This is a genomic window from Micromonospora sp., from assembly GCF_048594385.1.
Lineage (GTDB): Bacteria > Actinomycetota > Actinomycetes > Mycobacteriales > Micromonosporaceae > Micromonospora > Micromonospora wenchangensis.
The window spans coordinates 1-20,103 of record NZ_JBMDWU010000388.1; the positions used below are offsets into that span (position 1 = coordinate 1).

The 20,103-nt window shown below is 71.8% G+C and carries 21 protein-coding genes; 18 read left to right on the forward strand and 3 right to left on the reverse strand.

The features are described 5' to 3' along the window. Nucleotides 1–129: 129 nt before the first annotated feature. Entirely contained in the window at nucleotides 130–2,067 is a 1,938-nt protein-coding gene (locus tag ACOJTC_RS20725) for an ATP-dependent nuclease (protein WP_420118119.1), read from the reverse strand. 22 nt (nucleotides 2,068–2,089) lie between these two features. Between ACOJTC_RS20725 and ACOJTC_RS20730 the strand changes: the two genes are divergently transcribed. Genes ACOJTC_RS20730 through ACOJTC_RS20740 form a run of 3 tightly spaced genes read left to right on the forward strand, consistent with a single transcriptional unit; the run spans nucleotide 2,090 to nucleotide 3,283 of the window. Then, complete coding sequence (locus ACOJTC_RS20730) at nucleotides 2,090–2,557, forward strand: hypothetical protein (protein ID WP_420118120.1); 468 nt, start codon at nucleotides 2,090–2,092, stop codon at nucleotides 2,555–2,557. A gap of 58 nt (nucleotides 2,558–2,615) precedes the next feature. Next, a complete protein-coding gene (locus ACOJTC_RS20735) occupies nucleotides 2,616–2,867 on the forward strand; it encodes a hypothetical protein (RefSeq protein WP_420118121.1) in 252 nt (83 codons plus the stop codon). Beyond that, the gene (locus tag ACOJTC_RS20740; RefSeq protein ID WP_420118122.1) at nucleotides 2,864–3,283 is read left to right on the forward strand and encodes a hypothetical protein; all 420 of its coding nucleotides are present in this window, start codon (nucleotides 2,864–2,866) and stop codon (nucleotides 3,281–3,283) included. The genes ACOJTC_RS20735 and ACOJTC_RS20740 overlap by 4 nt, the downstream gene beginning before the upstream one ends. Nucleotides 3,284–3,293: 10 nt before the next feature. On the opposite strand, the gene ACOJTC_RS20745 is transcribed toward ACOJTC_RS20740, so the two are convergent. Continuing rightward, complete coding sequence (locus ACOJTC_RS20745) at nucleotides 3,294–3,860, reverse strand: GNAT family N-acetyltransferase (RefSeq protein ID WP_420118123.1); 567 nt, start codon at nucleotides 3,858–3,860, stop codon at nucleotides 3,294–3,296. Next, complete coding sequence (locus ACOJTC_RS20750; protein ID WP_420118124.1) at nucleotides 3,835–4,644, reverse strand: GntR family transcriptional regulator; 810 nt, start codon at nucleotides 4,642–4,644, stop codon at nucleotides 3,835–3,837. Before ACOJTC_RS20750 ends, ACOJTC_RS20745 begins: the two co-directional genes overlap by 26 nt. A 215-nt stretch (nucleotides 4,645–4,859) precedes the next feature. Between ACOJTC_RS20750 and ACOJTC_RS20755 the strand changes: the two genes are divergently transcribed. From ACOJTC_RS20755 to ACOJTC_RS20825, 15 genes are all read left to right on the forward strand, one after another. Beyond that, entirely contained in the window at nucleotides 4,860–5,480 is a 621-nt protein-coding gene (locus ACOJTC_RS20755) for a sigma-70 family RNA polymerase sigma factor (protein WP_420118125.1), read from the forward strand. Continuing rightward, nucleotides 5,477–5,971, forward strand: coding sequence for an Lsr2 family DNA-binding protein (locus tag ACOJTC_RS20760; RefSeq protein WP_420118126.1), 495 nt, complete (start codon nucleotides 5,477–5,479; stop codon nucleotides 5,969–5,971). The genes ACOJTC_RS20755 and ACOJTC_RS20760 overlap by 4 nt, the downstream gene beginning before the upstream one ends. Then, entirely contained in the window at nucleotides 5,968–6,648 is a 681-nt protein-coding gene (locus tag ACOJTC_RS20765) for a GGDEF domain-containing protein (RefSeq protein WP_420118127.1), read from the forward strand. The genes ACOJTC_RS20760 and ACOJTC_RS20765 overlap by 4 nt, the downstream gene beginning before the upstream one ends. Then, a complete protein-coding gene (locus ACOJTC_RS20770; RefSeq protein WP_420118128.1) occupies nucleotides 6,645–7,142 on the forward strand; it encodes a hypothetical protein in 498 nt (165 codons plus the stop codon). The genes ACOJTC_RS20765 and ACOJTC_RS20770 overlap by 4 nt, the downstream gene beginning before the upstream one ends. Beyond that, the gene (locus ACOJTC_RS20775; protein ID WP_420118129.1) at nucleotides 7,142–7,411 is read left to right on the forward strand and encodes a hypothetical protein; all 270 of its coding nucleotides are present in this window, start codon (nucleotides 7,142–7,144) and stop codon (nucleotides 7,409–7,411) included. Before ACOJTC_RS20770 ends, ACOJTC_RS20775 begins: the two co-directional genes overlap by 1 nt. After that, nucleotides 7,408–8,874, forward strand: a complete 1,467-nt coding sequence (locus ACOJTC_RS20780) for a hypothetical protein (RefSeq protein WP_420118130.1) — start codon at nucleotides 7,408–7,410, stop codon at nucleotides 8,872–8,874. Before ACOJTC_RS20775 ends, ACOJTC_RS20780 begins: the two co-directional genes overlap by 4 nt. Before the next feature lie 388 nt (nucleotides 8,875–9,262). Then, nucleotides 9,263–9,478 (forward strand): hypothetical protein, encoded by a 216-nt coding sequence (locus tag ACOJTC_RS20785; protein ID WP_420118131.1) that lies wholly within the window; start codon nucleotides 9,263–9,265, stop codon nucleotides 9,476–9,478. Nucleotides 9,479–9,493: 15 nt separating this feature from the next. Further along, nucleotides 9,494–9,928, forward strand: coding sequence for a hypothetical protein (locus tag ACOJTC_RS20790; protein WP_420118132.1), 435 nt, complete (start codon nucleotides 9,494–9,496; stop codon nucleotides 9,926–9,928). Then, a complete protein-coding gene (locus ACOJTC_RS20795; RefSeq protein WP_420118133.1) occupies nucleotides 9,925–11,523 on the forward strand; it encodes a hypothetical protein in 1,599 nt (532 codons plus the stop codon). The genes ACOJTC_RS20790 and ACOJTC_RS20795 overlap by 4 nt, the downstream gene beginning before the upstream one ends. A gap of 109 nt (nucleotides 11,524–11,632) precedes the next feature. Continuing rightward, the gene (locus tag ACOJTC_RS20800) at nucleotides 11,633–13,564 is read left to right on the forward strand and encodes a type IV secretory system conjugative DNA transfer family protein (RefSeq protein ID WP_420118134.1); all 1,932 of its coding nucleotides are present in this window, start codon (nucleotides 11,633–11,635) and stop codon (nucleotides 13,562–13,564) included. A gap of 107 nt (nucleotides 13,565–13,671) precedes the next feature. Beyond that, a complete protein-coding gene (locus ACOJTC_RS20805) occupies nucleotides 13,672–16,092 on the forward strand; it encodes a DNA translocase FtsK (protein WP_420118135.1) in 2,421 nt (806 codons plus the stop codon). A 19-nt stretch (nucleotides 16,093–16,111) separates the two neighbouring features. After that, complete coding sequence (locus ACOJTC_RS20810) at nucleotides 16,112–16,543, forward strand: hypothetical protein (protein WP_420118136.1); 432 nt, start codon at nucleotides 16,112–16,114, stop codon at nucleotides 16,541–16,543. An 84-nt stretch (nucleotides 16,544–16,627) separates the two neighbouring features. Continuing rightward, nucleotides 16,628–17,371, forward strand: a complete 744-nt coding sequence (locus ACOJTC_RS20815; RefSeq protein ID WP_420118137.1) for a Pycsar system effector family protein — start codon at nucleotides 16,628–16,630, stop codon at nucleotides 17,369–17,371. A gap of 4 nt (nucleotides 17,372–17,375) precedes the next feature. Next, complete coding sequence (locus ACOJTC_RS20820; RefSeq protein WP_420118138.1) at nucleotides 17,376–17,627, forward strand: hypothetical protein; 252 nt, start codon at nucleotides 17,376–17,378, stop codon at nucleotides 17,625–17,627. 595 nt (nucleotides 17,628–18,222) lie between these two features. Beyond that, the coding region (locus ACOJTC_RS20825) for a hypothetical protein (RefSeq protein WP_420118139.1) at nucleotides 18,223–20,103 on the forward strand (1,881 nt) is incomplete at its 3' end.

Below are 20,103 nucleotides of genomic sequence, written 5' to 3' on the forward strand. Positions count from 1 at the left end.
CCCGCGCGGTTCTGTGCGTGGGTCGGGGGGGCTACTGGCGGCGAGCCCACCCCCACCCACCGGACGTCCGCGCGGGCAAGCCCGCAACCCCAGCCCACCGGGGGAGCGGTTGCTGATAGAACCGTCTGGCTACACCGGCAGTTTGGTGAACAGCTCCTCGAAGCGGTCAAGCGTCTGCGCGTCGACCTGGGCGAAAAACTCCTCAAGGTTCTGCGTGAGTACGTGGGCGGGCCCGGCATGGTCAAAGTCGCCGCGTACCTTGCTGATGCGCCGCAGGATCGGCTCCGGGGTCTGCGGTAGGTCAGCCTCATCGAGAGTGGAGAGCGTTCGGGCGTAGAGCCAGAGGTAGTCCTTGACCGTGAACAGATCCTCAATGTCGGCCGTGTTGGGTAGGTCGGGCGTTTCGCCGAGGATCACGATCTTGTGCTGGTCGACGCCTGCGGCCTCAGCGGCCTGACGAATTTTCGTGGAGACCTTGCTGGTCTCCGCGCCATCGACGAGAGCGCGCACGTCTAGGCGGCGGCCGAACAGGGCGACGAACGCGGGCATGTTGGTGGCTCCGCCAACCGGGATGATCGAGATACGCGGGTCAAGGCCGGTGCGTCCGAGCCCGGTCAGGTGCGCTGACATCCGGATGAGGAATACGAAATCGCTGCTGCCCTCGACGGCCAGGTGTGGACCGTGGCCGAGGAACAGGTGCTGGGCGACGGTGTAACCGAGCGCCGCCTCCACTGGCAGGATCGTGGTGCGGTCGGCGGAAAGGTCGACCGGGGTGATGACCACGCCGAGTTCTGGCTTATCGCGTGTGGCGCGGTCGTGCACGGCGCGCATAGTCTCGTACCGGGTGGGGTCGAGCATATGCTGCGAGTGGGTTGTGTAGAGCACCTGCTGGTGGGTGCCCAGCTCGTTAAAGATGTAGCTGAGGAAGTCGCGCTGGGCCTCGCCGTGCAGGCTGGTGCCGGGTTCGTCGAGCAGCACTACGACCCGCTCGTCGGAGTCCTGGTAGACGCTGAACGCGGCCAGGAACGAGAAGAACCACTGGAAGCCGGCCGAGCGGGTCTCGAAGTTCGTGTCAACGTCGTGGCGGGCGTCATGCAGTTCGACCTTGAGGAAGCGGTGGCGGATCGGGGTGCCATCGGGCGACGTGCCAACGACTGGCATGTCGGTGTCGAAGCGCACGGACAGTGCGTCATTCTGCTTCCAGTACTTCATGACCTGCTGGGTGAGGTCGGAGCTGGCTGCCTGCAGCTCTGCCTTACGTGTGACGTACTCCTCGTCGAGGAAGCTCTTGGGCTCCTGCCCCGCCAGGGTCAGCAGCGCAGTCATGGTCTCGTCGCCGTTCTGGAGATCGCCCGCCGCGACCCTCGCCGCGAGCTCCTCCAGGTCGGTCTCACCCTTGAGTAGCTCGTAGTTGGAAAAGTAGAAGAACTTCGGCAGGAGGTCCATCATCTGCTCCTGCTGATCGTCGGTGAGCTCCCCGCCGATCAGGACGTCGTACTGGGTCAGTTCCTCGGGCAGCGCGCGTAGCGCCGTGGCGCGAGCCGTACGCCTGGCCGCGCGGTGCGTGGTGGCCAACTCCTCCGCTCGGGTGCGTACTGCGGCGATGTCGAGCAGTTCAGCGAGTTCGGTCACGTCCTCGGGGTCGACTCCGACCTCCGCGCTGGCGATCTGCACGATCGTGGCGAGCCCGCACTCGACCTCGAACAGGTTGGCGCTGTCGTATGTGCGCGACGCGCGTACCAAGGTGCCGTCTGGCGGGGCGAAACCCAGGACTGCGGTGACCGGTTCGATGTCGTGCGGCTCCAGGGAGAACCAGGCGATGACCGGCTCGGCCTTCTCCAGCCGCTCCTTCTTACGATCGCGTGCCAGCCGGCGTCGCGGGTACTCCGTGGCCAGCTTGAACTCATCCGGGCGGTTAGCGGGGTTAAGTCGGTGCAGCGCCTTGAGAATCGTGGTCTTCCCGGACTCGTTCTTGCCGACAAGACAAGTGACATCCGGCTCCACCATCATCGTTTGGGGGTCGGTGAAGTTACGGAATCGCTGAATTTTGACCTTGGTGAGGCGCATCCGAAGCTGTCCAATCCCCCAAATGACACGGCGGACGAAGGATACTCGCCTACTACGACACCGAGCCGCGCTGCTGGCCTGGGCCGTCGGGATCACCGCACACGGTCACGCCGCCGACATCCTGACCTACTGGCGCACCCGAGACGCCCGGCAACTCGCCCCCGAGTACGCCGGCCAGACGCTGCCCGCCGGCAGGATGCTCCGCCTCGACCGAACCCGCATCGAGATCACCGACGGGAACCTCCACCAGCCGCTGCGGCCGAGCTGGACCGACCTGGGCGCGGTCCTGGACGACGGCCGGGTCACCAACGACCTGATCCGCTGCTGCCAACAGGCTGTCATCGCCTGGCGTGACCGCCCCGACGGCTTCCGGAGTGCCGGCTGGGCCGCCGTCGTCGACGCCTGTTCCCGGGCCGGGGAGGCCGTGTGGGCTGCCTGCCGCCCAGGTGAGCAATTTGACCTGTTCGCCGGATTCGGCATTGAGAGCTGAGGCCAGGGGATCAGCGCGGTAGCACCGCCGGTGCTACCACCGGGGGTACGCTGCCACCATGACCGCGAAACGCTCCATCAGCGTCCCCGACGACGTCGCCGAATGGCTCGACGGCCAACCCAACGTCAGCGCTGCCATCACCGCAGCCGTCCGCGCCCAAATGGCCGGCACCCAGGTCGACGAGGTGCTGCGCCGCGCCGGCATCGAGGTCACCGAGGCCGGTAAGGCCCGCTGGCGTGACCGCCTCTCCGCCCCGATCCCCGACGACGCCCTCGCTGAGGGGCAGCGGATGCTCGACGAGGCGGCGTGAGCGGCGGCCAGGTCGCCGTGGTCCTGGACGCCACCGCGCTCGCCGCGTACGTCGACGGGCAGGTCGCCGTCGGCGAGCTGATCGCCGAGGTCGCGGACGAAGAACGAACGGTGGGCGTGCCGGCAGCCTGCCTCGCCGCCGCCTACGCCGCCACCAGCAGCGATGTCGGCACCGCCCTGCTTACCCTGCTGACCACCACACCTGCCATCACCGTGCTGCCCCTCGGGGCCGAGCCCGGCGTCGACGACGCCCGCCAAGCCGGCGTCCTCGCCCGCGCCGCAGGCGGCGACATCGCCCTCGGCCACGCCGCCCGCGCGGCCATCGCCTACCAGGCGCACCTGGCCACCACCGACCCCAAGCCGGCCGCCGCCGTGTTGCCCGCCGGCTGGAGCATTCTCGACCTCAACCAGGCATAACTACCCCGGGTTAGTAGCGAGTTCGTCCATCTTCCCGGGTAGTGATGGTTTGCAGTTCAGATCGTGGGTTCATCGGCTCGGCTGGCCGCTGGAACAACGTCCCCGAGCGACGCTTTGGATCGGTTGAGGTTCGTAGGCAGGTCCAGCCGCGCGATAGGTAGTAGGCATGTAGCTGCTCGTTGGTTTTCCAGGCGTCCAGCCGGACGTATCTGCACCCCTGGCTGAAGGCGTAATCGCCAGCCCATGTGAGCAAGAGCGATCCAAGTTCCTGCCCAGATCGGTCGAGCCGTACCGCCAACTTCGAGACGTAGACAGCCGGCTCGGCCAGCTCTGCAGTCGACCAGAAGTCCGGGTCACCAGCCGTCTCTACGGTGATTGTCCCAATTGCCTCATCGCCGTCCCACAGCAGCCAGATGTGTCCCGCCGCCAGTGCCGGTCCCAGCTTGGACCGCCACTTATCCCACGTCTCCCACTGATCCGACCCACGTTCGCGCAGCCACTGGATTCGCTGCGTGAGCAATCCCATGGCGATCTCGAACTCGTCTTGGTTCTCAGCAGGGCGGATGCTCAGGACCAATTTTGCTCCGGCTCCAGGCTCGCTCGAACTTGCGCTCGAACACGATGACATGTTGATCGCTTGGCAGCACGTTGACTGTGCATCTCACGGGAGTGCCGTCAGCGATGTAGCCGGTCACGTAGTGGACGGCCACTGGGGTTCCCGGCCCAAGTCCGAGGCGGTGAATCTGCTCAGGAGTGGGCATCCGGGTGTAGATCTCATCGATGGCCCGGTCCTGCGGGTAGCCCAGATCGGCAAGAGCCTGGTTCGTGCCCCGTGCGACGTCGGCCGGAGACATGATCTCGGAATCCCTGACGATGTCGAGCGGGTAGTGCGAGTCGTTGATGTTGATCGGTTCGCCGTTGATGTAGCGCACCCGTCGACGAGCTACCACCACCGTGCCTGGGGCAACTTGGAGGCGTTGAGCGATGTCGGGCTGCGCCTGAACCAGGGAGACGTCGATTGTCTGACTTGGGACTCGACCCTCTTCGGTGATCTGCTGGCAGAAGCGGTCCATCTCAGGACTAGCTGGCTGGTCCCGCGACTCGCCCTGCGGGCGGTACAGCATGTTCTCCCGCTTGCGCACGAAGTGCCCGAGGGGACGCCTCGACACCACGAGTCCTTCAGCTACCAGTACGGCGATGCCGTTGCGGACCGTCTGCCGAGCCACGCCCCACTGCTCAGCAAGCTCTAGCTCCGTCGGCAACTGCTCGCCGCCGGTCAACTCGCCTGACGCGATCTTGTCGCGAATCGCCGCAGCGATCCGCTGGTAGGTCGGCATCGAGCTGCCTCTGAAGGTTTCCACGTTCCGAGTCTCGCTCACGCGGCTGAACATTGTCTAGTCAATGTTGCCGTTACCCCTTGACGTCCCTTGGTGGCCGGTAGCACTATCAACACCAAGCGCATTGTCTGGTCAATGAGTACCTACTAGACCTTTCAATGCGCCCGCATAGGCAAGAGGGCCCGGCGGGATAGCGCCCCACCGAGCCCCGGACGGCATCCCACCCCAAGGAGGATCAGATGCCAGCAATGAGGGTACTTCCTGCCCCGGCCGATCCGGCGCAGGCTCCTATCGGATCAACGGCCACTGAGGTGTCGGCGCTGGTGGCGCGGGCGCAGGCGGGTGACGCGGAGGCGTTCGGTCTGGTCTACGACCGGTACGTCGACCAGGTGTTCCGGTTCATCTACCGCCGGGTGCTCGACCGGGCCACGGCCGAGGACCTGACGTCGGAGACGTTCCTGCGGGCGCTGCGCAACCTGGCCAGCTTCCGCCGGCCGGGTGGTGACTTCGGCGCGTGGGTGACCACGATCGCCCGGAATCTGGTCATCAACTGGCAGCGGTCGCACCAGCGGCGTGAGCGGCCGGTGGCGGAGCTGCGGGACGCGGCGCCGGTCGATCTGGTGCCGAGCACGGAGGCCGCCGTGGTGGCCACGCTGACCCGTGAGGCTCTGCTCGCCGGGATTGCTCAGCTCAACCCGGTGCAGCGGCAGTGCATCACGCTGCGGTACCTGCGGGAGCTGTCGATCGAGGAGACCGCGCAGGTGCTGGGCAAGACCCCGGCGGCGATCAAGGCGGTCCAGCACAAGGCGCTGCGGGCCCTGCGCGGGCTGCTGCCGGTGACGGCGGTGATGCCGGCATGAGTACCCCGACGATCACGACGGTCAACGGCGTCACCCAGGCCGCCCTGGTGCGGGCCGCGAAGGGCACGCCGACCGCTCCCGACCCGAGCACGCCGATGGGCATTCGGCTCGTCACCGCGCCGGCCGGCTCGACGGCCCCGGCCGGCGGCATCGAGCAGTTGCTGGCCCTGGCTCAGGGCAGCGAGGCTGGCCGTACCCGTCAGCTCGCCGAGCGGATCGGCGGCCTGGTGGCGGAGTTGACCGGCCGGGTGGAGGCCGAGCGGGCTGCCGAGGCCCGCCGTCGGGAGCTGGCCGAGAAGGAGGCCAAGCTCACCGCCGAACTCGCCGAGCTGCGGCAGAGGTTGGGTTCCGGGCCGGAGGCCGCCGCGCACCGTGCTGCGATCCGCCAGTGGGCGCAGGCCAACGGCTACGCCGTGCGGGAGCGGGGCCGGATTCCACGGAATGTCGTGCAGGCGTGGGCGGCGGCGACCGGGTCGGAGGTGACCCGGTGAAGGCGCTGAAGATGCTGGTCCCGGCGGCTGCGGCGCTGTCGCTGGCGGGGCACGTGTGGGCGGTGCGGACGGTCCGCGCGGACCGGGTCCGGCTGGCCGAGGCCCGCCGGCTGGTGGCCATCGACCCGTTGACGGGGTTGGCGAACCGGTCTGGTCTGTCGGCGGTGCTGGCCGATCTGGTCGATGAGCCGTACGACGTGGCCTTGGTCGACCTGGACGGATTCAAGGAGGTCAACGACACCTTCGGGCACGACGCGGGTGACGCGGTGCTGGTCGAGGTCGCGGCCCGGCTGTCGGCGGCGCTCGACGAGGTCGACGGCGCGGTGGTGGCCCGGCTCGGTGGTGACGAGATCGTGCTGGTGTGCCCGTCGCCGGCCCCGATCGCGGGGATTCTCGGTGCCGAGGTGGTGCGGGTCCTGGCCGCGCCGGTGGTCCTGCCCGGCGGGCGGGAGCTGCTCGTGCGGGCCAGTGTCGGCGCGGTGTCGGCGATGGCCGGTGACGACTCGTCGCGGGTGCTGCGCGCGGCGGACCTCGCGCTGTACCGGGCGAAGGCGGCCGGTGGCGACCAGGTCGCCGAGTACGACCGGGCGGAGGACCTGCCCGTGATCGAGCAGCGGCCGGTGGTGCGGCTGCGGGAGATGACCGGGACCGCTCGGGTGCTGGGGGGTGCGGCATGACGATCCCGACGAGGTCCCTGGATCTGGCTGCTGCGCTGGCGCAGTACCGCGCGGGTCTGCCGACGCTGTCGGATGTCGAGCTGGAGCACCGGGCTGCTGCGGTCGCGGCGCTGCCGGGCTGGTTCGCCGGCGAGCTGCGCCGGGCGATCGACGCCGAGCGTGAGTCCCGCCGCCTGGCGGCGGACCGGCCGGCGCGGTCGCGGACGACGCGGGTCGTGGTGGGCGCGGTGACGGCCGGTGCCGCTCCGGCGGCGCTGGCTGGTCAGGCCCTGGCCGAGCACGCCGACCGGGTGCCGCAGGCGCTGCTGTACTCCCCGGCCGTCGCGGTCGGCCTGGTCGCCGTCGTGGTCGGCGGGGCACGGCTGGCCCGCTGGGTCGACGACCACCGGCACCCCCTGGCGGTGGACGTCGACGAGGACGACCTCGACCCGTACGGCCGGGAGCTGCTGGCCCGGATCCGGGCCGGTCGGCGGGCGCGCGGGGAGGTGTGCTGATGGCCGGGCTGCTGGTGGTGCGGGTGCACCTGGACTGGACCGACCCGGGTCACTACGACCGTGACCGGTCGCTGCCCTGCCGGATCTGCACCACGGCCACGCGGATGCGTGACGGCCGGGGCGAGGCGTGCCACCAGTCGTGCGCGGAGGACGAGATCGCCCGGGAGTTGCTCGGGGCCGGTCGGGCGCTGATCGCGGACGAGCGGGTGCCGGCGGTGTCCTGGAGCGCGATCAACGAGCGGCTGGCGACGGCGGGAGGACCCCGGTGAGCGCCGAGACGACGCCGACCGGGGCGGAGATGCCGGTGGGCAGCCGGGCGGACAAGGTCGAGGACACCGTCAAGCTGGTCATCCTCATCGCGATCATGCTGGCGGCGCTGGCCGCGTCCTTCACCCACATGAAGGACTGGACGCTGCACTGGATGCCGCACGACACCCCGCAGTGGTTCGGGTGGGCCAACGCGGTGATCTCCGAGTTGCTGCCGTTGGTGGCGACGCTGTCGCTGCGTAAGCGGCTGCGTCAGGGCAAGAGCCTGTGGTCCTACGCCCTGGCCGTCCTGCTGGCCGGCGCGGTGCTGTCCCTGGCCGCGCAGCTTTCCGCAGTCGGCGCCAACGCCTCCTGGTCGGCCCGTTTCCTGGCCTGCCTGCCGTCCCTGGCCTTCCTGTTTCTCTCGAAGCTCGTGATGGGGGACCTGGACTCCGGGCGCAAGCACGCGGAAATCGAGGCCGATCGTCAGCGCCAGGCCGCCGCTGAGGCCGCCCGCCGGGCGGAAGAGGTCCGGGCGGCGCGGGCGGAAACCGCCGCCGCGCGTCGGGCACAGGCGGAAGCCGAAGAGGCGGCCCGGGTGGAAACGGCGCGGGCCGACACGGAAACCGCCGCTCGCGTCGCGGCGGAAACCCGGGCGGCCGAGGCGGAAACCCGCGCGACGGTGGAGGCGGAAACGCGGGCGGAAATCGAGGCCGCCGCCGAGGCGGAAATCGCCGCCCACGCCGCTGCTGCTGCCGAGGCCGCCGAGGCTGTGCGGGTCGCCGAGCAGCGGGCCGCCGCCGAGACCGAGGCGGCGCGGCTGGCCGAGGGTCGGCTCGTCGAGGCCCGCGACGCTGCGGACCGGGCCGCCGCCGCCCGGGTCGTGGCCGAGCAGACCGCCGCCGCGCAGGTCCGGACGCTCACTGATGCCGCTGAGCAGGCCGAACGCGACTTCCAGCACGCCCTGGCCGACGCCCGCTACACCGCCCAGACCGCTCAGGACCGGGCCGTGGAGTTGGACGACGCGGTGCGGGCGCTACGGGCGCAGCTCGACCAGGCACAACGGTTCGCCGAGCAGCAGGTCACCGCGCGGGCGATCGCCGAGCAGGAGAGCCAGGCGATCAAGGACGTCCGCGACGGCCTCGTCAACGAATTGGAGCGCACCCGCCGGGCCCTTGCCCGCGCCCAGGAGAGGGCGGAAACCGGGGGGACCCGGCAGCCGGAAATCGTGCGGCCCTCTGCCCGGAAATCGCTCGCGTCGGCTCCGGCCACGTTGCCGGACAACCTGCCCGAGGTGGACAAGGTCCGGCCGGAAACCGTGGCGCTCATCCTGGCCGCCCGAGCGGAAAACCCGAATGCCACGCAGGCCGAACTGGCGGAGATCACCACGATTTCCGACCGCACGATCCGCCGGGTCCTCAACGCCGTGCCGGCGGAAATCGTCGGCCAGGCCCTCGAACTTACCAGCGGCAGCCGCGTCGCCTGACGCGCCGCTTTTCCGGGCGATGAGCCCACGGTGCTCGACCCGCCGACGACGTCGGGTCGGGTGCCGTGGCCCCACCCCTCGGCAGGAGGACAGACCCGATGACCCGCATCCCAACCCCGCACCACCCGCACCTGATGGAGGTGATCCCGTGAGCGCCCAACCCGCCGAGGACAACTACCGAACGTCACCGATGCCGCGAGTTCCATTCCGGCGTGAGGCGGACGTCGTTTCCCTGGTCCCGCCCAGGCCAAAGCCCCTACCAACCCCTCCCCCGCCGGAATCCAACCACGACGAAACAGCACAAACCACACCGGGCTTTTCTGGCCCCAACTCCGGCACTGGAATAACTCTGAGTGATATTCCGGGGGACTGGGGCAGCGTCAGGGCGGTGTGGACGGGCTCCCCGGAGCCGCTGTCCGACCTCGTCGCGCAGAGCGGCCGGGCCCGCGACGGCGAGGACGCCCAGGCGATCGCCATGGCGTGCTGGGCGGTGCTGGTGCTCATCCCGCGCGGGCTGCTGCACCTGGCCTCGTGGGTCCTGGCCCATCCCCTCCGATCGCTGGCCGCCGCCGCGGTGGCCGCGGTCTTCATCGCAACCCTCTGAAAGGAGGTACCTGTCATGACCAGCGCACTGATCGTGCTCGTCGGACTCGTCTACATCGCCCTGTCGATCCTGTTCCACTTCACCCCCCGCCTGCGGGTCGTGGTCGCCCTGGTGGTCGGCGGACTGCTCGCCGGTGTCGTCGTCACCCAGGTCAACAAGTGGCTGGCCACCGGCATCGGCCAGGTCGCCGAGCCGGTCGGCGAGTGGCTCGGCCAGGACACCGAGCAGGTCGCCGTGGCCATCCCCTCCGCATTGGGGTTCGCGCTCGGGATCGTCGTGGTGGTGTTCCTGCGCGGCAAGGGCGGTGGTGCCAAGGCCGGCAAGGGAGCCGCCGGCAAGGGCGGCGGGGGCGGCAAGGCGAAGCTGGCCCACGTCGCGCTGACCTGCGCCCTGCTGCTGCCGATGGTCGTCGGTGGTCTCGGCGAGACGATCCGGGACGTGGTCCAGTGATTTTCTTCGACGTCCTGGTGTACCTGGCGGTGGCGAAGATCGCCGTGCTGCTGCTGGAGGACGCCTCCTACGCGGTGCGGGGCAAGCAGTCACCCCGCCGGCAGGCCCGCGCCCGCGCGCAGGCCACCGCCCAGAAGGCCGACGGGCCGGCCGGGGCGAGCGCCCCGGCCGGTGCCGGCCGGACCGGTAGCACGGTCGCCGCCGCCGACGGTTACCTCGCCGGGCTCATCGAGGACGCCACCGAACGGGCCCGCGCCCGCCGCCGCCGGGCCGTCGCCCGCAAGCGCGGGGCGCAGGCCGTCGACGGGGTCGTCGTCGTCGGCGACGACGACGGCCGCTGGTACGCCGACTGCGACCTGTGCGGATGGTCCTCCCGGCCGTTCCGGATCGAGGCCAACGCCCAGGGAGCCGGCCGCGACCACACCCGCACCGAGCACCCCGACCAGTACACCGGGCAACCCGAACCCACGCCCAGCGGCGGTGATTCCACCGAATCCACCGCGCCCGCTCCCGGCGACAGCCAGGCGGAAGAGCCGCGTCGGCCGGCGCTGCGGGTGATCCCCGGTGGCGCCCAGAACGCTACCGACCCGGCCCCCGTGGGCACCCCAACTGCCGCCGGCGACCCGGCCGGTGGGCAGGAGCCCGCGCCCGGGGTGGTCCACACCGGCCAGCACCCCTACTGCCTGACGCCCTGCGGCCCCACCTGCACGGCACCGAGCCCCAAGCCGCGGTTCGGGTGGCGGTGCGGCCGGTGCGGGCAGCGCGCCGAGGGCTTCGAGTCGTTCGAGGCCGCCGAGCAGGCGTCGGTCGGGCACCAGTGCGCCACCACGCCGCCGGCCGACGCGGACACCGTGCCGGCCGGGCCGCCCAGCCAGGAAGACGTGGAGCGCATCCGCAACGACCTGTTCGGCAGGTGCGCCTACCGGGAGGTCCGCGATGGCTTCCCCGACCAGTGGTGTGACAACCCGGGCGGCGGCCCGGAGGGCCCGTTCTGCGACGAGCACCGCCAGGCACCGGCCACACCGGAGGCGAGCACCACTGCGGCCGAGCCGGGCCAGCCGGCCGAGCAGCACTACACCCGGTGCGACGCCTGCGGCTTCGTCAACGGGCCGACCCCGACGTGGCCGTCCCACTGCCCCCAGTGCCGGGCCGGGGACGACCACCTCCACCCGGCGAGCGACCTCGCCGACACCGACCAGGGGATGGGCACCCGGCCCAGCCCCACGACCAACAACACCGCCGAGCAACTGAGGGAGATGACCGTGAACCTGGAAGCCACTGGTCCGGAGGAGATCCGCGCCGCCTTCACCCAGGCCGCCGAGACCGCCGGGGAGAACGCCGAGACGATCGGCGGGATCGCCGGTGTCCTGACCGAGGCCGCCGACCGGTACGAGGGCCTGGAGATGTCCGCCTCGACCGTCGGGCACCTGCGCGACGCCGCCGAGCAGTTCGCCTCCGCGCAGGCGGCGCTGAACACCGCCCAGGAGGAGCTGCAGGCCGCTCTGGGCGACTTCAACAGCAAGGACGGCCAGGTCGCCGACGCCGTCGCCGAGACCGGCGGCAACGTCGCCAGCAAGGAAGTCCTGGTCGGCTGACCCGCCCCCGGGGCCCCGGGGGCGAGTACCGCCCCGGGGCCCCGGGCCCTCCCCCAACCCCGAACCCGATCGCCCCCCCCGGCCAGCCTCCGACCTGAAGGAGCCCAGCATGTCGACCCGGACCGTTTCCGAGATCCGCGCGGACCGCGCCGCCAAGTTCGGCCGGGCCCTGACCGCCCTGCTCGCGGTCACCGCCTACGCGGTCAGCTGGCTGGTACGCCGTAGCTGGCGGCGGCTGCTGCCGTTCTACTGGGTCGCCGCCGAACTGGCCGTCGCCTGGGTGGCGGGCCCGCTGGGCGTGTCCTGGCAGACCGTGGCGATCCTCGCCCTGGCCATCGCGGCCACCGCCGCCGGCTGGCGGGCCCGGTCCCGCGCCGTGCGGGCCTGGCGGGCCGCGATCGCCGTGGTCCTCGGCGTGTCCGCAGTGGCCACGGTCGCTGCCGGTGGGCCGGCGGCGTTGGCCGCGCACCCCACCCTCACGATCGCCGTGCCGACCCTGGCCGGGGTGGTGCTGGGCTGGCCCTGGTGGCACCACCTACGCCCGAGTCCGTCGGAGCCCGAGCCGCAGCCGGCCCCGGCCGTGGTCGACGCCCCGGTCGAGGTGGTCGACCCGCTGACCGCGCACTGGGAGCAGCGCTGGCAGCACGAGGTCGTCGGCCAGGGCGTCTGCGCCGGTACCACCCTGGTCAAGGCCATCGAGCCCCGGCCCGGGGTCACTGAGGCCCTCGTCCGCCTGGCTCCGGGCACCAAGCCGGCTCCGCTGTTCAAGGCCGGCCCGGACGTCGAGGTCGCGCTCGACCTCGACGAGGGCACCGTCGGGTGGCGTTCCACCGGCAAGACCGCCCGCTTGCAGATCATCATCGTCGAGCGGTCCTACATCCTCACCGGCGTGCCGTGGACCGGCCCCACCTACGCCGGTGGACGCTGCGAGATCGCCCGGTTCACCGACGGCTCGGCCGGCGAGTGGGTGTTCTACCGGCCCCTGTTCGGTGTGCTCGGCGGACTCGTCGTCGGTTCCTCCGGCTCCGGCAAGACCAGAGCGTTGGGCGCGATGATCGCCAACCTGCTCGACGGTGGCTTCCAGGTCGTCGTCGGTGACCCGCAGAACGGGCAGAGCCTGCCCGCGTGGCGCGACGCGGTGGAGTACCACGCCGGTGTGGAGGCGGTGATCCTGCTGCTGCGCCGCTTCCACGCCGAGGTGATGCGCCGCTCCGCGCTGCTCGCCGCCGCAGGTGTCGACACCTACGACGAGGACGACCCCCGGGTGAAGGCCCTCGGCCTGGGCAAGCTCATGGTCATCGTCGACGAGTGCCAGCTGGCGCTGATCCCGAACACGCCCCTGGTGCCGCTGGTCGAACAGGCCGCCGAGACGATGCGTAAGACCGGCGCCGGCTTGGTGCTGGCCACGCAGTTGCCGCAGATGAAGTCCCTCGGCGGGTCGGTGCGCCTGCGTGACGCCCTCGTCGCCGCCAACGCGCTGGTCCTGCGCCTGTCCAATCGAGGCTCCGGCACGACGATCCTGCCCGACGACTTCGTGGGCAACCCCTTCGCCCTGGAACGGGAGATCGACGGCCAGACCACCGCCGGCATGGGCTACCTGCGCCACAGCAACCGCGTCGGCATGCTCTGCCGCGTTCCGCACCTCGACGAGGTCGCCGTCGCCGCCGCCAGCCCCCGCGTGCCGGTGCGCTGGAACGTCCCCCCGATCGACCCCAACACCCCGATCAAGACGCCTGCGACCAAGACCGCCGCCGGTGGCTCGCCGACGACGCCCGGCGGGAGCGCGGTGGACCGGCTCCGCGCCGCGTTCGGCAGCCGCCCCAAGACCACCACCGTGGTCGAGCAGCTCCCGCCGCAGACCAGCGCCGACTGGGTCCTGGCGTGCCTGCGACGCGGCCCCGCCTCCGCGCAGGCCCTGCTCGACCGGCCCGACTGCCCCGTCAACCAGGCCCAGCTCTACGCCCTGCTGACCAAGCTCAAGGACGCCCGCCGCATCACCGCCCCCGCCCAACGCGGCGGCCCCTGGACCATCTCGGCCTGACCGCCACCGTGACGGCCGGCCCCACGACGGTCCGGCCCTCGCGGTGGCCGCCACGCCCCCATCCCCCGACCTGCCGTGCCCACCGCCCGGACAAGGAGACCCCGCCCATGGCCAGCACCGCCCGCCGCCGCACGAAGAAGAACGCCAAGGTCGACCACGGCTCCGAGCTGGCCCGCCGCGCCGGCCTGGCCACCCGGGCCGCGTGGGCCAGCTCGGCACGCGGCACGGGCCGGCTGGCCCGCCGCCTGCCCAGCCCACACCGCACCCCCGGCGTCGACCAGCCCGGCCACGACACCACCGGCCTGGTGCTGCTACTCACCGGACTACTCGTCGCCGCAGCAGAGTGGACCAACCCTCCCGGCTTGCCCGGCCGGCTCCTGGACGTGCCAGCCGGCGCTGCTGACGGTCTGCTCGGCGGACTCGCCCCGCTCGCTGCGCTGCCTCTGCTGTGGCTCGCGGTGGAAGCCATGCGCCACCCCGCCGGCCAGCACACCCTGCGACTCCTCGCCCGCGCCGCCGGCATCGTGCTGATCGCCGCCGGCACAGCCGGGCTGCTCGACCTCGCCGCCGACGCCGGCGGACTGCTCGGCCGGGTCACCGGAGACCTCGACACCGTGTTCAGCGTGTGGGGAGCCACGCCGATCCTGCTCGGCCTGATCGCCGCTGGGCTGACCGCCGCCACCGGCATCACCCCCGCTGCCCTGGCCACCACCATCGCCGCCGCCCGCCGCCGCCCGGTGGCTGCCCCCGCGCTGACCACCCTCGACGACCTCGACGACGAGGACGACATCGCCCGGGTCGACGTCGACCAGGACGACACCACCGTCACGCCGACGGCCACCGCGCTAGCCCGCCCGCCGGCCGCGCCGCAGGCGGATTCCCCGGAATCAGCGCCCCGGGCGGCGATGCCGCGTCCGCGCCGCCAGCCCACCGACCCGGCCACCACCGCAGCGCAGGCGACGACGGCCGGCGACTACCAGCTGCCGCCGCTGACCCTGCTCGCCGCCGGTGACCCACCGAAGCGGCGGACCGCGACCACCGACACCGGCTGGCAGGCCCTCCAGAACGTCCTGGGCGACTTCAAGCTCGCCGCCACGGTCTCCGCCGCGCACCGTGGACCGACCGTCACCCGCTACGAGATCACCATCGGCCCCGGCGTGAAGGTCGAGAAGGTCACCGGCCTGGCCAAGAACTTCGCCTACGCCGTCGGCCAACCCGAGGTACGGATGCTGTCCACGATCCCGGGCAAGAGCGCCATCGGGGTCGAGGTCCCCAACCCGGACCGCGAGACGGTGACCCTCGGCGACGTCATCCGCTCCCGCGCCGTCCGCGACGGGCACCGGCTCCTCGTCGGCCTGGGCAAGGACATCGACGGCAAGGCCGTCACCGCCAACCTCGCGACCATGCCCCACGTGCTCATCGGCGGGGCCACCGGCTCCGGCAAGTCGGGCTGCCTCAACACCCTGCTCGTGTCGATCCTGACCCGGGCCACCCCCGACGAGGTGCGGCTGCTGCTCATCGACCCCAAGCGGGTCGAGTTGACCGCCTACGCCGGCATCCCCCACCTGGTCACCCCGATCGTCACCAATGCCCGTAAGGCCGCCGACGCCCTGGAGTGGGTCGTGCGGGAGATGGATATGCGCTACGACGACATGGCCGCCCACGGCGTCCGCCACATCGATGAGTACAACCGGCGGGTTCGCGCCGGGCAGATCACCGCCCCGGCCGGCAGCGACCGCACCCTGCAGCCCTACCCGTACCTGGTGGTCGTCGTCGACGAACTGGCCGACCTGATGATGGTCGCCCCCCGCGACGTCGAAGAGTCCGTCGTGCGGATCACCCAGCTCGCCCGCGCCGCCGGCATCCACCTCGTCCTGGCCACCCAACGCCCCTCGGTGGACGTCGTCACCGGCCTGATCAAAGCCAACGTGCCGTCCCGCCTCGCGTTCGCCACCTCGTCGCTGACCGACTCCCGGGTCATCCTCGACGAACCCGGCGCGGAGAAACTCCTCGGCCAAGGCGACGGCCTCTACCTGCCGATGGGCGCGGGCACCCCCACCCGCATCCAGGGCGCCTGGGTGTCCGACGCCGAAGTCACCGCCGTCGTCGAGCACTGGCGCGGCCAAGCCGCCGCCACCGGCCAGCCCACGATGCCGGCCACCGTGCCGCCACCCGCCGCCCCGGCCGCAGCGGCGGTGGACACCGCGGTGGTCGACGGGCTCGACGACGACGAGCGGGCCCTACTGCGCGAAGCCGCCGAGCTGATCGTCACCAGCCAGTTCGGCTCCACCTCGATGCTGCAACGCAAACTGCGCATCGGCTTCGCCAAGGCCGGCCGCCTCATGGACACCCTCCACGAGCTGCGCATCGTCGGCCCTTCCGAGGGTTCCAAGGCCCGCGACGTCCTCGTGAAGCCCGACGAGCTGCCCGCCCTGCTCACCGCCCTCGGCGGCGAGCATCCCACCGACCCGGACGACCGCACCACCGCCACGGTGCTGCCGTTCCCGCGCAGCGGCACCCGCCGCTGACAACACCCAGGAGGAATCCATGACCACAACCTCGGCCACGAGCATTGTTGCGCCGACGATCCCGGTGCGGCTGTACCTGAGCGACACCGACGCCGAGCAGCCCCACGTCATCGAGCGGATCGTCACCGGCTGGCCCGTCGCGCCCGGCCTGGCTATCAACGTCACCATCGGCGACGACGGCCTGCGACTCGACGGCCGCTACAGCCTCACGCACCTGCCCAGCGGCCTGGCCATCGCCCGGTGGCTGTGCGCCCGCCACGTCGACCAGGCCGCCGTCGCCGCGATCGCCACCGGCGTCGACTGGACCGTCGACGCCGAGCAGCTCGTGGGCGACGAGCGCACCGTGCCGCTGCGCCCCGGCGTCGCCGTCTGGGACTGGTGCGGCTACGACCGCCTCTGCCGGGCCGAGGCGTACCCGCGCCCGGACTCCCCCGCCTACGCCAGCCGCTAACGCGGCGCGGGCGGCCCCTACGCCCTGAGAAAGCCGGGGCCGCCCGCCACTCCCCCATCCACGACAGATGACAGGAGCTACCCAATGGTGCCCGATCCGGGTGACCCGACCTTCCTCGGCGCGGCCTACGCCAGCCACTACGAGCCGCGCGGCGAGCACGGCCCCCGCCGCCACTTTCAGATCCCGACCGCCGGGGCGTACGCCGTCCTGGTGACGATCTCGGCCAGCCTCGCCGACAGCACCTCCCGCTGCACCGGCTGCGGAGCGACCGACCGTAACTTCTCCGAGTTGGAGATCCTGGCCCGCGCCGGGGCGCACGCGTCGGCGTGTGGGCGGGGCACCGTGCCGGCAGCCCTGGACGCTGAGATCGCCACGGTGCGCGCCGAGCTGGCCCGCATCGACCCCAAGGCGTCCGGCTACCACCAGATCGCCGGGGTGCTGCTCGGTGCCGGCCTGGCCGTCCTCGGCGGAGCCGGAGCCGGCGGCCACCTCCCCACCGCCGCGCTCGCGGCCGGCGCGGCCACCGCCGTGGTGGTGCTGACCGCCGTGGTGCTGCTCCTGCTCGCCTCCCGGCCCCGCCTCGGCGGGGCCTTCGGGTTCGTCGCGTACGCCGACGCCGACGACGCCCAGGGCGTACTCGCCCGCATCGTCGCCGGCGACGCCGGCCAGGTCCCCCAGCTGACGCCCCTGGCCAAGGCCCGGGAGCTGTGGTGGCTCTCCCGCGCCACCCGGGCCAAGTACCGGGCGATCAGCAGGGCGGTACCGCTGCTGCTGGCCGGGTACACCGGCGCGGCCCTGACCGCCGCCCTGGCGATCGGCGCGTGGTGACCACATGACCCACTCGTTCGCCACCACGGTTGCCGCCACGACCGACGAGTTCCGTCTCGACGTCGTCACCGACCCCGACGTCGACAACCCCCAGGCGGTCACCTACTTCACCGCCGCCGATGGTGACACCGCCTGCCACCAGGCCGTGCGGCTGCTCGCCGCCGTCGACGGCCCCGACGACCGCTACGGCGAGCTGTACGTCCACGACGGAGACGGCAACGCCGTCCACTACGACACCATTCACCTGCCCGCGTGACCATTCAATGCGCACGAATGGGCGGCCCGAATCGTCGGGCCGCCCATTCGAATGCTCGCGTTCGGATTGCCTTGGCACGCAAGACCGCCAGGCTCGCCCCGGTATGTACCGATTTCCTGTCGAGATCCACACAGGACCGACCGGAAACGCCGATCCCGGGGCGCGTCGGTGCCCCGGCCGATGGCACAGTCACCGTAAGATCCACGGGTTACAACCCCGGCCTGTCTCGGGGCCACTTCCAAGCTTCGATCTTGAGGGAGCGCCTTCGCTCAACCCCTAACTCCACAAAAAAGCAGAGCCCCAGACCCCCGTCGTTTGGCCGCGGTCGGGATCTGAGGCTCTTCACAAGCTCGGAGGCAACCATAGCACCCACCTCCGGGCTGGGTGCATTCTTGTCTCAAGACACGGTTACTGCGTGTCGCGTCGATGCCTGCGTGCACCCAGCTCACTCCTCTGCGTCACGAGCCAGCAGTGGCTTGATGACGCCACGCTCATCACCCCAACGTGCACGGCTGCGCCGCTGGGCGATTCATCTTCTCGTCGAGGCTGATCAAGGCTTAGGACATAAGCCTGGGCGGTCTGCGACGGTGCCGCGATGATCACGGCACCGCAGACGACGCTGCCTGCGGACCGGGTGGCGGCGTTGGGGTACTGCCCTGATTGCTACGCCACCGGCTCGGTCACTCTCGTCGTGCCCGGCGCGCGGCGCTGCCAGGCGCACCTGGTCGACCAGCGGCTGCTGGTGGAGACCACCCGCACTGGACAGGCCCGGCTGGTCGCCCCGGCCGGTGCCCGCCGCCGGCCGGTCCACCCGACCGGTCTTCAGATGCCGTGCGTGGCCTGTGCGGCTGCCGGCGTCGACCGGCAGGGCTTGCCCCGTGACGGCGAGGGGTCGGACCCGCTGTGCATGCCGTGCTGGCGTGGCCGGGCCGACCGGCAGGGTGCGGCGGACCGGCACCGGTTGGTGGCCGAGCTGCGTGAGCGCCTGGACGTCGGCGAGCCGGCCGGGTGCGCGGCGTGCGGCGAGCCGGACCCGGTCCCCTCCTGTTGGCTGTGTGGGTACTCGTGGCTGGCGCAGGCTCGCGCCGACCACGAGCACGCTCAAGCGCTGGAGGCCGCCGCCGTCGCCACGCGGTTCGCCCTGCTCGCCGAGACGACCGAGGCCCAGCAGCGGACCGCCGCGCTGACCGCCTGGATCGAGCGGATCACCGAGACCCTGGCTGCGTTCCACGCCGGTGACAGTTGGGGTCGGCCGGTGTGGCTGCTCGCGGACCTGCTCGCCCGCGACGCCGCCGCCCGGTCCAGCCGTCGTGGCCGCCCATCGGCTCTGGGCCGGGTCGGCGGCGTGATGGCCGTCGACAGTGACCGTCGCTCCGGCCGCCGGGCGATGCCTGGCCGGGCCGCGACCGCCGAGCTGGCCGGGTGCGGTGACAGTACCCGCCCGGTCACCGATGCCTGGCGCCGTGCGGAGGCGCTGGGCTGGTGTGTGCGGGTCGAGCAGGGCCGCCGGCTGTCCTACGCCGAGCGGTGCGCCACCGGCCGCTCCCAGGCCCGTGCCGTCTTCGACATTACCCCGGTTCACCGGGGCGACTCGGCCGCGCAGGCCGCGCACATCCCAGCCGCTCTGGACGTCCTGGCCGACCTGCTGGAGCACGCCCGCACCCTCCTGGCTGACGCCCAAGCCCACGTCGACGCCCTCGCTGCTCGTGCCGGTGGCTGGGTCGACTACCGCGAGCGGGTCCGCCGTCAGCAGATGCGCCAGGCGGTCACCGCCGCCCGCGATCACGCCCGTGACCAGGCCACTAATTTCCGCACCCCCCACACGGTGTCTCAAGCTATGAGTGTTTACTCCAGCTTGTCTCGGGGTCTGCTGATCTCACCGCCGATCGCGCCCACACCGTCGGTGGACAGCCGGCAAAGCCGGCGGAAGGACGGCGCTTCGCGCTCATCGACAAGAGCGGGAGTCGATCACGGGTGTGCCAGGCCATCGCCTGTACAGCGTCCTAGGCCGGCTCAGAGGCACAGTGCCGCGCCACGGCCACGACGGGCACGTCCTGAGTGGTCGGCATGGGCGTATGGCCTCGCACGGGCAGTGCAGGGCCGGTGGGCGTGGCTACGTTCGGTTCCGTTGCCCCGGGTCGCTGCGACGTTGGGTGCCGCCCTGGGTCGAGACTGGACGGCCGAGGCCCTGGATGCCTGGGTGCGCCGGGCCCGGTCCCGGCCGTTGCTGGTCGAGCCCCGCGACCCGGTGGCGTACCTGCGGTCCGTACTGGAGGACGCGTTGACCGGGCCGGACGCTCCGCCGCATCCGGCGGCCCGGCACACCCGGCACCAGCGGGTCCTGGCCGCGATGCAGGCCGCCGTCCAGCGCGAGCGGCGCGACCAGGCGCGCGCCGCCGAGGTCCAGCGGGACCAGGCCGCCGCACGGCCGGGCTGGCGCAGCCCGGCGGCCGAGGCCGCTCTCGCCGCGATCCGC